Origin of the sequence: Segatella copri, from assembly GCF_024330485.1 — a bacterium.
In the GTDB taxonomy this organism is placed as follows: domain Bacteria; phylum Bacteroidota; class Bacteroidia; order Bacteroidales; family Bacteroidaceae; genus Prevotella; species Prevotella copri_L.
In genome coordinates, this window is the sequence record NZ_JANDWX010000032.1 from 18,825 (window position 1) to 34,990 (window position 16,166).

The following is a 16,166-nucleotide window of genomic DNA, read 5'->3' on the forward strand; positions in this document are numbered from 1 at the left end:
CTTCATTCTCATTTCTTCTTATTTTTTTCAGAACGTTTGTTGATGATAATCAGCATCACCAGTACCAGTACGAAGATGATGGTACTCAACGGCCGAAGTTCTGGGGTCAGTCCTCCCTTTCTGGCATCGGCATAGATGAATGTGGAGAGGGTTTCCAGACCTTCGTTACCTATCGTGAAGATGGTGACGGCGAAGTCATCGATACTCATCGTGATGGCAAGCATGAAACCGGAAATCATACCCGGCAATATCTCTGGGATGATGACCTTGCGAAGTGCCTGCATCGGAGAGGCGCCCAGATCGAGTGCCGCCTCATAGAGGTTCGGATTCATCTGCTTCAGTCTTGGCATCACACTCAGAATAACGTATGGCAGACAGAAGGTGATATGCGAGAGTACCACGGTAGTATACCCCTGCGGAATGCCCAGCGTGATGAAGAGCAGGAAGAGCGAGATACCGATGATGATGTCGCCGTTGAGTATCGGAATGTTGTTGACAAACTGTATGGCGTTACGTGCATAGCGATTGCGCAGGTTGTAGATGCCGATGGCTGTCAGGGTTCCGAAGAGCGTGGATACGGTTGCGGTAATCAGGGCGATGGTTACGGTATTGACCAGTGCCGCTGTGAGCGAATGGTGTGTACCTTCGGCAAAGAGATTCTTGTAGAGCTGCAGCGAGAAACCCGTCCAGTTGCCCATCACCTTGGCTTCGGTAAACGAGAAGATGATGATGATGAAGATAGGGGAGTAGAGTAGCAGCAGGAGCAACCAGAGATAGCCTTGGCAGAATACTTTCTTCATCATATCCTTACTGAATAATGACAGTATCATCTGATACCTCCTTCCTGTTTATTGCCATCACCTGCGATGAGGGTAGAGGCGCCGATGAGGAAGAGCATGATGAGCGAGAGGGCTGCACCGTAGTTCCACATCGAATTGTTGATGTTCTCCTGGATGGTGGTACCGAAGAGCTTGATGTTGTTCATCGTCAGCAGTTCGGAGATAGCGAAGGTAGAGATGGTTGGCATGAATACCATCAGAATGCCACTCGCTACGCCCGGCATGGAGAGGGGCAGGATGACCTTGAAGAACTGCTGCCAAGGCGATGCTCCCAGGTCTTCGGCTGCTTCGATATAGCTGCGGTCCATCTTCTGCAGGGTGTTGTAGATAGGGTAAATCATGAATGGGATGAAGTTGTAGACCATACCGAACAGGAGGGCGCCCTCACCCAGCGGAAGGTCGGCAAAATCGAAGAGGGCCACGGTGGCAAGTGTGCGCACCAGGATGTTTACCCACATCGGCAGAATGAAGAGCATGACGATGGTGTTTGCATACTTCATCCTGGTTTGTGTCAGAATATAGGCGGCCGGATAGCCCAGCAGAATGCAGAGCAGGGTGTTGAGAAAGGCGATGCCTATCGAATACACAAAGGTGTTGATGGCTTCGGGGTGTGCCAGGAACTTCTGGAAGTTGTAGAGCGTCAGGGCTCCGTTCTCATCGGTAAATGCGAACACTACGATGAGAAGCAATGGCAGTACCACAAATATCGCTGCAAAGATGGCGTAAGGTATCGACCAGCTTTGTCGCGAAGAGATAAACTTGATAATGTTCAATTTATAATTGATAATTAGGAATTAATAATTTTTATTCAAACGAAATATTCTCCTGAGGAATGGTGATAGCCACATGATCGCCTAAATCCCATACATCCTGTGTATCTACATAGAGCTTCTCGCCCCAGTCGGTATCGATGGTGAGATGATAGTGGTCGCCCTTGTAGAGAATGAAGCTGATGTAGCCTGTAAAGGTTCCTTCGCTCTCGTTGTCGAAGAGTTCTATCTTGTTGAAAGGTACGTTCACCCGGATGGTTTCGTTTCCGTTTTCATCGGTCTGAATCTTGTCCTTCATTTCTGCCGGAATCTCCATCTGGTATTCGCAGCCCAGGAATTCTATCGCTCCGTCGCCGTTTATCTTTGCATCGAAGGTGTTGGTGATGCGCTCCTTCTTCATGATGTGAATATTGTCGGGTATCACGCTCATTCCTATCGTCTGACCTACTTCGAAATGCTTGTAGTTCTGGATGAGAAATTCGTAGCCCTTCTCGGTTTCTGCCAGCATCTCGTAGTGTACTCCCTTGAAGATAGAAGAGGTTATCTTGCCCACAAACTGGGCGTGGGCGGTATCGGTGGAAACTTCTATATCCTCAGGACGTATCACGACATCCACTTCCTGGTTGCAGCCGAAGCCTTTGTCTACACAAGGCAGTTCAGTACCTGCCACATTCACCAGACAGTCGTGGACCATCGTTCCGCAGAGAATATTGCTCTCGCCGATAAAGTCAGCAACAAAAGCATTGGCTGGTTCGTTGTAGATATCGGTTGGTGTACCTATCTGCTGTATCTCTCCCTCGCTCATCACTACGATGGTGTCGCTCAGGGTGAGGGCCTCTTCCTGGTCGTGGGTAACGTATACGAAGGTAATGCCCAGGCGTTCGTGCATCTGCTTCAGCTCCAGCTGCATGTCTTTACGCATCTTGAGGTCGAGTGCTGCAAGCGGTTCGTCCAGGAGAAGAACTTCCGGTTCGTTGACGATGGCACGGGCGATGGCAATACGCTGCTGCTGACCGCCCGAAAGCGAGTTGACATCACGATATTCATAATCACTCATGTTCACCATCTTCAGGGCACGTTTTACCTTCGGCAAAATCTCTTCCTTCGGTGTGTGCTTGAGCTTCAAACCGAAGGCGATATTGTCGTAAACGTTGAGATGAGGGAACAGAGCGTATTTCTGGAATACCGTGTTTACATTTCGCTTGTAAGGAGGAAGGTTAGTAATATCGTTGCCGGCGATGGTGATGATGCCTTCGCTGGCGGTTTCAAACCCTGCCAAAAGTCTCAATAATGTCGTTTTTCCGCATCCCGAAGGACCCAGAATGGTCATAAATTCGCCCTTTCTCACATAGAGATTGATGTTGTTGAGGGCTGTTTTCTCGCCAAATCTTTTCGACACATTCTTAATATCTATGATATGTTGTGCTGTCTTGTTCATTTTTGTTGTAAATTTGCGTGCAAAGTTACGCATTTTTCGATAAATATTGAAAGAAACAAAGAAAAAGTTGTATCTTTGCAAACGTTTTGTAGTATCTGATATACAGAACTGAATAATTGTTGAATAAATATACATACATGATTGTTACAATAGAATGGATGGAGGAGTGGTTCAGACGGTTTGACCAGGAATATTTCGGGGGAAAACTGCCTGTTCCTGAACTCGGACTTACTCATGCCAAGACTCGCTTGGGGCAACTTGCCTATAAGCGGGCCTCCAGATGGGGACGCACCAAACTCTACGATTTCAAACTCTCCATGTCTACTTATTATGATATGACCGACAAGCAGGCAAAGAGTGTCTTGCTCCACGAGATGATACATTACATCATCGGTTATACGGGACTGAAAGATACTTCGGCTCACGGGGTTGTGTTCAAGGGACTGATGGATAAGCTCAACAGCCAGTATGGCTGGGATATCAGAGTATCGACATCCACCAAGGGCTGGAAAGTAAGTGAAACCGTAAGAAGCAGGAAAGAGAAGAAGGGACCGCAAATCTATCTGATGCTTGCCATCGAAATGAATGATGGAAGACATTATCTCTCGAGAGTGAATCCGAGTTTTGCCCGTCGCATCGAAAATCAACTGAAGACGGTCAGGGAAGTGGTTTCCCATCAGTGGTATACTACGATGGAGAACTATTTCGAAGACTATCCGCAGGTGCGCAGTTTGAGAGGAAGGCGCATCTCGAAGGCCGATTTCGGAAAGTTGCTTAATGTGCTCACTCCCTTTCAGCTGTAATGTCGGGCGAATGTATAAGAAAAAGAATAACCAAAACTCATTAAAAATATAAAATGAAAGAAACCTGGAAAATGATAGCCCTGCTGGCAATAGCCATTGGAGGACTGCTGGCTTATGCCTTTATTCCAGAGCAAGTGGCTGAAAACATTCCGCTGAAACAGATTGGAATGGATGCGCTTACCGGTAAAAGCGAGGCAGAGCTTGCTGAAGAGGAAAAGGCTGACAGCATGATAAAGGAACCCGTGGATACGGCGGCGCAGCGAGTACTGATCTTCGGTGACTCGATGTCGGAATATCTCGGTCTGCGACTGGCTGATTATGCCAACAAGAACGGTCATAAACTCACCTGTATTACCTGGGTGAGTTCGGGCACCAGAAACTGGGCTGCTACCGATACCCTGCAGCATTATATCCAACGTATCAAACCTACCCATGTCTTTGTATGTCTGGGCAGCAACGAACTGTATACGTCTGATATGAAGGGATGTGAAAAACGCATCCGTGCCATCCTGAGCAAGATTGGTAATATTCCGACGATATGGATCGGTCCGCCAAACTGGTGTGAGGATAATGGATATAACAAACTTCTCCGTGAGGTGATGGGACCACGAGGCTATTATCCTAGCTACAAACTTACCTTCGAACGTCAGAAAGACGGACGGCATCCGACTATGACTTCATCTGCCATGTGGATGGATAAGATTGTAGAATGGATGAATAGCGGTCATTGTGTGCATCCGTTCCGATTGGAAAAGCCGGATAAGCGTGACCGCAGATACAGACAGATTACCATCTTGCCTCTTGGAACCAAACATAGGGCAGACAACACGGCTATGAAGAAGGATTCTCTTTCTATGCCTGTAGAGGGAACTGTGCCTGAAACCACAGAAAGTCCTGCTGCAACCAAGGAACCTGCAACTGCTGGAAAAACGTCTCCGGCTGCTGCTGACAAGACGGTTCCAGCGGTAAAGCATGTAAACCATAAAGACTCCGTATAAGAAAGAGTTCAATAAATAATATCTTCAGAACAGACAAATGAATTATTCAACATTCGAAATAAGTGCCTTGTGGCATTGGATAGAGCGGCTGTTTGTTTATCAGGCAGATTCTCCGCTGATGATGGGCGGCATTCCGTTTGCGCTGCTCTTCATCTTCTTCCTTGCCATTTATACCCTGCTCAAGAGCTATTCGCGCACAGCCATGATGATGTATGTCATCTGCTTCAGCCTTTTCTTTGCCTATAAGGTGAACGGAATGGTGATGTGGATGCTGCCGCTTACGGCTTGCATCAATTATGCCGTAACCCAGGAAATGAGACTGCATGAGGGGAAGGCGCGCAAGGCGCTGCTCACCTTCGTGGTGCTTGTAGACCTGGCTCTGCTGTGCTATTTCAAATATACCAATTTCATCATTGGCGATGTAGTCAACGAGATGTTCAGCACCAACTTCTCCCTGCAGTCTATCGCTCTGCCTGTAGGTATCTCGTTCTATACCTTCCAGGCTATCAGCTATGCGGTAGATACCTATAAGCGTAAGTTTGACATGGAGGTAACGCTCCTGGAGTATTGCTTCTATCTCACCTTCTTTCCGCTGCTGATGGCGGGTCCTATCACCCGTGCCGCCAACCTGATACCCAGACTGAAACGAAACGAACAGGCTTCCAGCAGAATGTTGTGGACAGGACTCTTCCTCATTATGCTGGGACTGGTCAAGAAGAATATGCTGAGCGATTATATTGCACAGTTTAACAACTGGGTGTTTGATGCGCCGCAAACCTTTTCGGGTTTCGAGAATCTGGCAGCGCTCTTCGGCTATCCTGTTCAGATTTTCCTCGATTTCTCGGGATACAGCGATATGAGTATCGGTGTGGCAGCCATTCTGGGTTTCTATCTGCCCGACAACTTCTATTTCCCTTACCGCTCACTCTCGGTTACCGAGTTCTGGCGTCGCTGGCACATCTCGCTTTCCTTCTGGTTCCGCGATTATGTGTATATTCCGCTGGGTGGAAACCGGAAGGGAAAGGTGTGCATGTATTTCAACAATTTCCTCACCATGCTGGTGGCAGGTTTGTGGCATGGCTCTTCCTGGATGTTCGTCATCTGGGGTGCTCTTCATGGTTTCGGACTTGTGGTGCATAAGTTCTTCAGCCGTCAGTTGGGCATAAGCATTCCCCGTACGCTGGCAGGCAATTCCCTCAGCTGGCTCATCACCTATTTATATATATGCTTTGCTTGGTCGTTCTTCCGTGCCAAGGATTTGGGTGTGTTGGGGAAGATGTATGATAAGGTGGCAAATGATTTCAGTATCGATTATCTGGTGCCTTTCTTCCATGCCCGTCCTGCCTGGACGCTTTGCATTATCGGTGTCATGCTGAGCTATCTCTTTACAGAGCGCCAGTATCACCGTCTTCAGGCGCGGTTCATCCTTCTGCCTTGGGTGGCTAAACTGCTGCTCTTCATCATCTGTCTGCAGATGGTGGTGGAGGTTTCTCAGGAGAGTGTGCAGCCGTTCATTTATTATCAGTTCTAGTTTCGATGGTTAATATTAATATATATTTGAAGTAACAGACAAAACAGAAAAATTGTATGAAGAAACTATTATTCTTTTTGCTCCTGATGACGACTGTCGTCGGTAGAGCACAGACATCGCTTGACTTGCTGCCAGTAGGTACCGAGGCTCCCGACTTCACGATTACTGACAGTAAGACGGGTAAGAAAATCTTCCAGCTTTCAGATAAGAAGACTCAGAAGGATAAAGACGGAAAGACGGTTCCGGGTGTCTGGACCGTGCTCGATTTCTGGGCTTCCTGGTGTCCAGACTGCAGAAGAGACATGCCGATGGTGAAGGCTATCTATGACAAATACAATACCAAGATCCAGGTAGTGGGTGTTTCTTTTGATACCGATGAGGCGAAGATGAAGAAATATCTGGGCGATAATCAGTATAGCTGGTTGCAATACTGTGAGTTTAAGAAATGGAAGGAAACAACGATTTCCAAGGATTATCACATTTCGTGGATTCCTACCTCTTATCTGATCAATCCGGAAGGTAAGGTTGCATTCTCTACCGTGAAGGCGGAGGAGATGATGAAGAAACTGGATTCGCTCGACCAGGCTGGAGCTTTGAAACCTGCTCAGGTGCAGACTGCTCTCAAGAAGGTGTATAATGAAAGCATCGATCCGATGGCTCAGATTGATGAGGCTTTGGCTAAAGCCAAGAAGAATGGCAAGTTTGTTATCTGTCAGGTAGGCGGTAACTGGTGTCCATGGTGCTTGAAGTTTGCCGATTTTGTAGAGAAGGATGCTGCGGTCAACAAGATGGTGAATGATCATTTTGAATATATTCATGTGAACTACAATCGCAGAAAAACTGCCGGTGATGCGGCGGTGAAGAAGGCTGAGCAGCTGATGAAACGACTGAACAATCCTCAGCGTTTCGGATTTCCGGTCTTTGTGGTGCTTGATGAAACCGGAAAGGTTCTCCATATCCAGGATTCCAGTTTCCTGGAAGAAGGTAAGGGATATAACGAAGAAAAGGTGCTCAGATTCCTGAAGAGCTGGACACCTCAGGCTATTAAAGGATAAAGAAAGAGGGTGTGTCATTAACTTATGACACACCCTCTACCTGTTTCATATTGTATTTTTATGCATTACAAACCTCTTGCTTTCAGGAATCCGGAAGCATCTGGCTTCTCCATACCTGTAAAGTCGGTAAACATTTCCATCTGGTCCTTGGTGTTGCCACGGCTCAGAATCTTATCGCGGAATGCCTGACCAACGGCTGGATCCAAGGCACCATGCTTTGCAAAGTAGTCGGCGATGTTCACAGCCAGCACCTCTGTCCAGAGATAGCTGTAATAGCCTGCAGCATAACCGCCGCCCCATACATGGTTGAAGTATGATGTGCTGTAGCGAGGAGGAATCTGGGTGTTGAGCAAACCGATGTTGTGGAGCTCTTCCTTCTCGAAGGCGCCTGCCATATAAGGTGAAGGCACCTCTTCTTCGCTAATCTTGTGCCAGGCAAGGTCAAGACAGGTTGCAGCCAGGTTCTCGCCCAGTGAATATGCGGTCTGGAAGCTGATGCTCTTCAGCATGCGCTCCTTCAGGTCGGCTGGCATCGTAGCACCGGTCTCGGTATGACGGGCGTAATGGTCGAATATCTCAGGAATAGAAGCAAACGATTCGTTAAACTGGGATGGCATCTCTACGAAATCGCGGGCAACGGCTGTTCCTGAAAGGGTATTGTACTTGCAGTCGGAAAGGATTCCGTGAAGCGCATGACCGAACTCATGGAACAGGGTAGTAACCTCATCCCATGTGATGAGAGATGGCTGCCCCTCCGGTGCCTTGGCGTTGTTGCATACATTATATATAATAGGCAACTGGCCGCGCTGCTTGCTCTGCTTGGCAAAGGCGCTCATCCATGCACCGCCACGCTTGGTAGGACGGCGGAAGTAATCGCTGTAGAAGAGGGCGATTGGCTTGCCGTTCTTGTCGCTCACCTCGAATACCTTCATGTCTGGGTGATAGGTTGGGATATCCTTGCGCTGCTTGAAGTTCAGTCCGTAAACACGATGGGCGGCATAGAACACACCATTCACCTGTACGCTGTCGATGTTGAAGTATGGTTTGATCTCATCATCGGTAATGTTGAGCATCTCCTTCTTCATCTTCGCAGAATAATAGAATCGGTCGTATGGCTGCAGCTTGAAGTCCTTGCCCTCCGTCTTCTGGGCATACGCTTCTATCGCCTTGGTTTCAGCATCAGCCTTAGGAGCATATTCCTTGATGAGCTGCTTCAGGAAATCATCCACATTCTTGCTGTTCTTAGCCATCGTCTTTTCGAGCGAATAGTCGGCATAGTTGTCATATCCCATCAGCTTGCCCTTCTCGGCACGCAACTTGGCAATCTCGGTTACGATAGGGAAGGTGTTGAAATCAGGATTGGTTCCGTCGGCACGGTGGATGCTTGCCATATACACCTTCTTGCGCAGTTCGCGGTTCTGGAGATTGGTGAGGATAGGCTGCTGGGTGGTGTTGATGATGACGATGCAGTAAGGTGCCTTGCCTCCGCGGCTCTCAGCATCTTTCTTGCATTGGGCAATGTCTGCATCGCTCAATCCGGCGAGCTCTTCCTTGCTGTTCACCCAAACCACGGCGTTGTTGGTAGCGGCAGGAAGAATATTGCCCCATTCCTGCTGTAATTCTGAGATGCGGGAGTTGATCTGCTTCATGCGCTCCATCTTCTCGGCAGAAAGGAGGGCGCCTGAACGTACAAAACTCTTATAGATAACCTCAGTAAGGCGCTTGTCTTCGCCCTTGAGTTTCTTATATTCGTTGTCGTAAACATACTTGATGCGCTCGAAGAGTTTCTTGTTGAACGAAATCTCATTGTCGAGTTCGGTCAGCAATGGGGTAGCCTTCTTTTCGGTTTCGGCGATGCCCGGAGTCTTGTGGGCACTGGTGAGACCAAAGAAGATGTTAGTCACCTTTTCGAGCAGCGCACCGCTCTCCTCATAGGCGAGGATGGTGTTCTGGAAGTTAGGCTTCTTCTTGTTGTTTACAATCTTCTGGATGTTGGCACGCTGCTCTTTGATAGCCGCTTCGATGGCAGGCAGGTAGTCGCTCTCCTGAATCTTGCTGAAGTCAGGAGCACCGAATGGAAGACTGCTCTTTGTTAAAAGAGGATTCTGACGGTTACCGCCCGCAGTCTGTGCGAACGATGAGGCTGGCATCTGCAGGAGTGCTGCGGCCAAGCCCAGGGTAAGGAAAGCCTTGTTAAGTTTCATCATGTTTCTTTGTTTATTTGAAATTCGTTTGCAAAGATAATCATTTATTTCGGATTATCGCATTTTTATTCATATTTCTTATGGAAAATCAGCAGACAGATGGCTCCTGCCAATGCCATCGGCACACCGATAAGGGCAGGGAAGTTGTATCCTAATCCCATCGCAACAGGAATACCACCGAGGAAAGCTCCCATGGCGTTACCCAGATTGAAGGCGCCCTGAATGCAGCAGCCGCCCAGCATTTCGCCACCCTTGGCATGCTTCACGATGAGGAATTGCTCAGGCGATCCGATGCCGAAAAGACAGGCGCAGCAGATGAACATCAGCACCACAGATACCCAGCCGAAAGGGGCGAGGAAGAAGGTGAGCAGAAGTGCAGCCGCCGCCAGGAACTGGAGATAACAGGTAAAGCGACCCGGCTTGAAGCGGTCGGCAAGCAAGGCACTCACCTGATTGCCTACTACCATTCCGCCGCCTGCAAGAATCATCAGCAGAGAGATGCTGGCTGCGCTGAATCCGCCCTCCATCTGAAGCAGCGGCGAGATATAACTGAACCAGCAGAGGATGCCGCCATTGCCCAGGAAGGTGGCTGCGATGATGAGCCAAGGAGCCTTGTTGCGGAGGAAATGGAACTGTGCCTTCATACCGTTGTTTGGCAGTGCTTCTACATCTGGAACCCATCTGTGAATCATGTATAAGGTGATGAGTCCGAGCACGATACAGCTGACAAAAGGTACTCGCCAGCTGAACATGTGACTCAGGAAGGTTCCCACCGGCACACCCAGCAGGTTAGCCACCGGCATACCTGCGCACATCATCGCCACGGCATTGGTTCCCTTACCCTCTTTGGCAATCTTCACCGCCACGATGGTACCCGTTCCGAAGTAGGCACCATGAGGCAGACCTTCTATAAAGCGGGCGCAGAGCAAGAGCCAGTAGTTAGGTGCTACAGAGGCAATGACAGCTCCGAAAGTGATGAGCGAAGCCAGGAACATCAGGATATTCTTGGGTCTGTATTTATGCATGAGAATCAGCGAGAAAGCTCCGGCGCAGACGCCGAGTGCATAGATGGAGATGAGATGTCCTGCTTCTGGGATGGAAACGTTCATGTTGTGGGCGATGTCTGTGATGATGCCCTCGATGATGAATTCAGCGATGCCCAAGGTAAAGGTACCCAGCGCGAGTGCAAATAGTCCTTTTTTCATTTGTTCTTATGAGTCAATATTATCCTTAAAAAATAGTTTCTCTCTTATTTTATGTCTTTGTAAGACAATTTCTTAAGCCTTTTTTACATATCCTCCATCGACAATCCTTGGTATCCGATATCGAATTTCTTGAATTTTCCTGTAGCCTGGAAGAAATGCTCGGCTTTATCTTTTAAAATGCCGAGATTTATATCCTTAGCTTGGCGTTTTACCTCATAAAAAATAACCTTCTGCTCCAGTTCATCGGCAGCGATAATATCGATTTCATTCTCTCCCTTTCTGTCCCACCAGGAGGCTATCTGGGTATATTCTTCGCTCTCTATCATCTTGGCAATAAAATATCTTTCCAGAACCTTGCCGGTGTATGTGGTGTAGCTCTTATCCATGACCATTTTTAGTTTTTTATTGGCGCCAACCTCTATCATGTATCCATATTTGTAGATGTAGCGAAACCAGACGCGAAGGAAGTTGTCTTCTATCTGATAGCGAATGTTGCGATTGGTCTTTTGGAACATCGGTATATAACGGGAGATCAGGCTATAGTCGTTCTCCAGTTTGGTGAGATAGCCCGAAAGTTCTATTTTCATGATGCTTTCTATTTCACCTCGAGTTGTGTAGCCTGAAGCGATAAGTTGCAGTATCTCGAAATAGCGGGCATAGTCTTTGCCAAATTCTTCTATCAGCATATTTTTTCCTTCGTAGATGAAATAAGAGTTTTTTGCAATAAACCGCTCTGTCATCTGTTCCTTGGTCGTGGCTCCTGCATCCATCATCATTTCTACATATTCTGCTACTCCGCCTGTATAACTGTAGAGAGCCAGTAGGTCATCATTGGTATAGGCAGAATTATATGTAGAGAGAATTTCCTTAATGACAGAAGGGGGAAATGGAGTGACTTTTATTTCTCCTGTCTGCCTGCCATAAAGTGGTTGCTTGTTATTTTTAAAGATGATGTTCATAAGTGAATAAACAGAACCGCAAACCACGAGATTGATGTGAGCTTCCTGTTTGTTTAGATCCCATATCTTTTGCATATCTGAAAAGATAGATGGATTAACCCGCTTGAAATCCTGAAACTCATCAATGATGAGAGTGATAGGGCGAATCTTGGATAGTTGAAGCAGATATTTAAAGATGTCAGCAAAGCGTGTTACTTCACCGAGAATAGGAAGCTGAAGTTTGCTCGTCATCTCTTCGATAAAATCTCTGCAGAGTTCTGCTTCTGATTTTCTCGCAACAAAGAAATACAGCATATCCTGAACATCCTCGTATGCTTTTATCAATAAGGATGTCTTACCGCTACGTCGGCGTCCGGTTACGATTGTAAAACGGGCCGTTTGCAAAGATAGATTTCTTATCTCTTGCAATTCTTTTATTTCGTTTTGTCTTCCAAAGAACTTCATATTTCTATAATTTTACAGTTTCTTTTTGGTGTTGTTTTTCGAAACCGCTGTTTCGGAAATGGCGGTTTCGAATGCAAAGGTAATAAAAATACCTGAATATCAGCTTGTTTGTTTGCTAATTTAAGTTTTTTTATTTGTTTGTGTACTTCTTGTTTTCCCGAAATGGCGGTTTCGAAAGTAAAAATGATGGAGTTGTCAGAATTGACAATAACTCTATATAATAAGGTATGAATGCAGAAAAAAGAGGGGTTAGGAGTCCCTGAAAATAAAATATAAGAGACTTGCAAAAAAGAAAAACCGTTAAAGGTAATTAATTTATGGGGGTATTAGCTTCATATTCTGATGGAAATGCTTAATTTTGCAACTTGAGAAAAGAAAGGTGCAAAAAATAGGTATGAAACGTTCGCTCAACATATTGATGGCTTTGATGCTCTCGCTCATGGTGGTTTACTTGAGCGTGGGTACTACCGTCATGCACTGCCTTCACTATGACAAGGTGATGGTGGGTATGGTGACTGACTGTTGCGTGAAACGTAGCATGCACCATGATTGTTGCCTAGGCAAGCTGGGCGCACAGGTGAACAAACATTGCATGGAAGTGGAGCTGGTAAAACTATCGCCTACGGTCTCTATCCAACACTTGGATTTCGATGCAGCACCAGTGTTTGCAGGCATCGCGCCAGCCCTTTGGCAGACGTTGCCTCGTCCTGTTATCTGTAGCATTCAGAAGGCAAGATATTGGAATCTGAATGTTCCGCATTCGCCTCCAAGGGCTTATCTTGCCCTCCTTAACTTCCTGATTATTTGATTTTTCCATATTTGCAAATAGGTTGCAAAAGTTTTTCTGTACTTTTGCAGCCAAGATTGTCGTATGCCTATCCCTATCAGTAAAATCTTAGGGTTGCATACATATATAAAATGGTAAAATCATCCGGAGCGAAGATTTAAGATTCGGATAAAAGGAAATATATTTATGTATTCAAGATATATATTGCTCAGTGCCTTGCTGGTTATTGGTGCTGAGACTTATGCAAAAAACAATAAGACAGAGGTTGTGTCTCTGTCATCATCATATAATAATTCTGTAGAAAATAACTCTGTAGATTCCTCCTCTCAGGATTCCATTTTCAAGGACGAGACCTTGCAGGAGGTGAAGGTGGTGGCTCGTAAGTCGGGCACTTCCCGATTGGCTGGTGCCGTGAATGGCATCGCCGTGAACAAGGATGAGCTCTTCAAGGCGGCTTGTTGCAACCTGGGCGAGAGTTTTACGACCAACCCTTCGGTGGATGTGGCTTATAATGATGCCACGACGGGCGCAAGACAAATCAAACTCCTCGGTCTTTCGGGCACTTACGTACAGATGCTCACCGAGAATCTGCCGAATTTCCGTGGTGCAGCCATCCCTTACGCCCTGGGCTATGTGCCGGGACCTTGGATGAAAGGCATTCAAGTATCCAAGGGTAGTGCTTCGGTGAAGAATGGCTATGAGTCGATTACAGGTCAAATCAATGTGGATTACTTGAAGCCAGAGGATGAGCAACAGGTGGAGGTAAACCTCTTTGGTGATACCAAGAGCCGAATCGAAGCAAACGCCGATGCCAACGTTCATCTGTCGGATAAGTGGGCAACGGAGATATTGTTGCATCATGAGAATATCCTCAAAAACCATGATGACAATGGCGATGGTTTCTATGATATGCCAGGCAGAGAACAATATAATGTACAGAACCGTTGGCTGTATAAAGGCAAGCACTACATCTTTCATGGTGGACTTGGGGCTTTGAAGGAGATTCGTACCAGTGGGCAGGATGAGGAACATGTTCATAGTGATGATATTTATCGAATCAAGCTCCATACCAACCGTTATGAGGGTTATATGAAACATGCCTTCATCCTCAATCACGAGCATGGTACCAATATTGCCTTCATGTCCTCAGCTTCGATGCACCAGCTCGATGCCCAGTATGGCAACAGGTTCTACGACCTCAATGAGAAGAATCTCTATGGCTCGCTGATATTTGAGACCAATTTTACTCATCAGCACAATTTGTCGGTAGGTTTGAGCGCCAACCATGATTACCTGGGACAGCGCGCCAATGTGAACATTTCTCCAAGACCGACAGTAGGGCAAGAAGATTCTCCTTACCTTTTGTCGGAGATGCAGAGAATGAACGAGAAGGAGACGACTCCAGGAGCATACGCCCAATACACCTATACGTTAGGCACGAAGTTGACAGCGATGGCAGGTGTCCGTTTCGACCATAGTTCGCTTTATGGCAGCTTCTTCACCCCTCGTTTCCACGTGAAGTATTCGCCTGTCGATGCCATCAGCATCCGCCTGTCAGCAGGTAAGGGCTATCGCACGGTATTTGGCTTGGCAGAGTACAACTATCTCTTGGCGAGTGGCAGGGAGTTTCAGATTACGGGGGATGGACTTAAGCAAGAGGAGGCTTGGAACTATGGACTGAGTACCGCTTTCTACATCCCGATGTTTGGCAAGACACTGAAACTGAACGCTGAGTATTACTATACCGACTTCAAGAATCAAGCGGTGGTGGATTATGATGCCAACAAGGGGCTTATCTCCATCTATAATTTGATAGGCAAGTCTTATTCGCACACCTTCCAGATAGATGCCTCTTATCCATTGCTGAAGGGCTTGGAGATAACAGCGGCTTATCGCCTGAACGATGTGAAGTGTACCTACGATTATGGCAAAACCTTGAAAGAAAAGCCATTGACCAGCAAGTATAAGGCGCTCTTCACGGCTTCCTATAAGACTCCACTTGGCCTATGGCAATTTGATGCCACCGTGCAGTTGAATGGTGGAGGCAGAAATCCTGAGCCTTACCAGTTGGCAGATGGAAGCCAGTCATGGTCTCCTCGTTTCCATAGCTTCGGGCAAGTGAGTGCGCAGGTTACGAGATGGTTCCGCCATTGGAGTATCTATGTGGGAGGCGAGAACCTGACTGGTTTCAAGCAGAAAACTCCTATCTATGGTGCCAGCAATCCATGGGGAAGCGATTTCGAGCCAACCTTGGTTTGGGGACCTGTAGAGGGCAGGATGTTCTACGCAGGAGTGAGGGTACACTTTTAATTGAAAATGTTTAAAGTTGAATGATTAAAGCAAATAGAAAAGTTATGAAGAAGATTTTAGTAATGTTCACAATGATGATGGTGGCAATGGTAACCTTTGCCAAGGACATCAAGACCGTAGTGTTCACCACAACCCCACAGATGCACTGTGCGGCTTGTGAGAATAAGATCAAGAGCAACCTTCGCTTTGAGAAGGGAATCAAGAGCATTGAGACTTCTGTGCCAGACCAGACAGTCACAGTACAGTATAATGCCGACAAGACAACCCCAGAGAAACTCCAGAAAGGTTTTGAGAAGTTTGGCTATAAGGCTCGCATCCTGAAAGATGGCGAGAAGGTTGAGAAGAACACTGGGGAGAAGTGTGACTTGATGTAATTCCTGCTGCTTTGGTTAAGAGAGGTTGTCTATCCATGGACAATCTCTCCAGAGCCAATTCTTTTATTTCGTTTTGTCTTCCAAAGAACATCATATTTCTATAACTTAGTCCACTTGAAAAAGAAAGGCCTGTTTTAAATGTTTATATTTCACGAAAATAATCTCTGCTTTATGCCGTTTTTTGGCAAGGGTTATGATGGACTTGCTGATTGCTATCATCCCAAGGGCTTATAATGCCAAAAGGTTATTCAGTATTCAGTATTCAGTTTTTTTCGCGATAGTTACCTTTTTCATGGTTATAAATTGTAAGTAATTATTTTATATTATATATCACTAGTGTCCCGTTAAAACGAGACGATTATTAAATAAGTTATTAATACTCAAAAGTTTACGGACTTTTTGTAGTGTATTCGATTTGATTTTGTATCTTTGCACGCATATTTAAAATA

General features: G+C 46.5%; 13 protein-coding genes. 7 read left to right on the plus strand and 6 right to left on the minus strand.

Translation table 11 applies throughout. From position 1 onward, the window contains the following. Positions 1 to 8 precede the first annotated feature (8 nt). From NNC77_RS13610 to potA, 3 genes are read right to left on the minus strand one after another with little or no spacing between them, the layout of a single operon-like run. On the minus strand, positions 9 to 803 hold the full coding sequence (locus NNC77_RS13610; RefSeq protein ID WP_118201306.1) for an ABC transporter permease: 795 nt from the start codon (positions 801 to 803) through the stop codon (positions 9 to 11). A gap of 23 nt (positions 804 to 826) precedes the next feature. Beyond that, positions 827 to 1,612 carry an ABC transporter permease gene (locus tag NNC77_RS13615; protein ID WP_254971416.1) on the minus strand — a complete coding sequence of 262 codons (786 nt, stop codon included), beginning with the start codon at positions 1,610 to 1,612 and terminating at the stop codon, positions 827 to 829. A gap of 31 nt (positions 1,613 to 1,643) precedes the next feature. After that, the gene (gene potA / locus NNC77_RS13620; protein WP_254971418.1) at positions 1,644 to 3,047 is read right to left on the minus strand and encodes a polyamine ABC transporter ATP-binding protein; all 1,404 of its coding nucleotides are present in this window, start codon (positions 3,045 to 3,047) and stop codon (positions 1,644 to 1,646) included. Between the two features lie 137 nt (positions 3,048 to 3,184). Between potA and NNC77_RS13625 the strand changes: the two genes are divergently transcribed. The 4 genes from NNC77_RS13625 to NNC77_RS13640 are packed head-to-tail and all read left to right on the plus strand — an operon-like array spanning position 3,185 to position 7,434. Next, positions 3,185 to 3,850, plus strand: coding sequence for a SprT-like domain-containing protein (locus NNC77_RS13625; protein ID WP_006847093.1), 666 nt, complete (start codon positions 3,185 to 3,187; stop codon positions 3,848 to 3,850). A 53-nt stretch (positions 3,851 to 3,903) separates the two neighbouring features. Continuing rightward, a complete protein-coding gene (locus tag NNC77_RS13630; RefSeq protein ID WP_254971420.1) occupies positions 3,904 to 4,848 on the plus strand; it encodes a hypothetical protein in 945 nt (314 codons plus the stop codon). Between the two features lie 37 nt (positions 4,849 to 4,885). After that, positions 4,886 to 6,379 (plus strand): MBOAT family O-acyltransferase, encoded by a 1,494-nt coding sequence (locus NNC77_RS13635; RefSeq protein WP_254971421.1) that lies wholly within the window; start codon positions 4,886 to 4,888, stop codon positions 6,377 to 6,379. 56 nt (positions 6,380 to 6,435) lie between these two features. Beyond that, positions 6,436 to 7,434 (plus strand): thioredoxin-like domain-containing protein, encoded by a 999-nt coding sequence (locus NNC77_RS13640; protein ID WP_254971422.1) that lies wholly within the window; start codon positions 6,436 to 6,438, stop codon positions 7,432 to 7,434. 65 nt (positions 7,435 to 7,499) lie between these two features. On the opposite strand, the gene NNC77_RS13645 is transcribed toward NNC77_RS13640, so the two are convergent. The 3 genes from NNC77_RS13645 to NNC77_RS13655 form a co-directional block, all read right to left on the minus strand. Further along, a complete protein-coding gene (locus NNC77_RS13645) occupies positions 7,500 to 9,638 on the minus strand; it encodes a M3 family metallopeptidase (RefSeq protein WP_254971430.1) in 2,139 nt (712 codons plus the stop codon). 65 nt (positions 9,639 to 9,703) lie between these two features. Then, positions 9,704 to 10,843 carry an MFS transporter gene (locus NNC77_RS13650; RefSeq protein WP_117728933.1) on the minus strand — a complete coding sequence of 380 codons (1,140 nt, stop codon included), beginning with the start codon at positions 10,841 to 10,843 and terminating at the stop codon, positions 9,704 to 9,706. 83 nt (positions 10,844 to 10,926) lie between these two features. After that, positions 10,927 to 12,246 (minus strand): ATP-binding protein, encoded by a 1,320-nt coding sequence (locus tag NNC77_RS13655; protein WP_117693774.1) that lies wholly within the window; start codon positions 12,244 to 12,246, stop codon positions 10,927 to 10,929. Positions 12,247 to 12,640: 394 nt separating this feature from the next. On the opposite strand from NNC77_RS13655, the gene NNC77_RS13660 reads away from it, so the two are divergent. From NNC77_RS13660 to NNC77_RS13670, 3 genes are all read left to right on the plus strand, one after another. Further along, positions 12,641 to 13,054, plus strand: a complete 414-nt coding sequence (locus tag NNC77_RS13660) for a hypothetical protein (RefSeq protein WP_254971424.1) — start codon at positions 12,641 to 12,643, stop codon at positions 13,052 to 13,054. Between the two features lie 165 nt (positions 13,055 to 13,219). Then, a complete protein-coding gene (locus NNC77_RS13665; protein WP_254971425.1) occupies positions 13,220 to 15,343 on the plus strand; it encodes a TonB-dependent receptor plug domain-containing protein in 2,124 nt (707 codons plus the stop codon). A 44-nt stretch (positions 15,344 to 15,387) separates the two neighbouring features. Beyond that, positions 15,388 to 15,717, plus strand: a complete 330-nt coding sequence (locus tag NNC77_RS13670) for a heavy-metal-associated domain-containing protein (RefSeq protein ID WP_022120729.1) — start codon at positions 15,388 to 15,390, stop codon at positions 15,715 to 15,717. Positions 15,718 to 16,166: the final 449 nt, after the last annotated feature.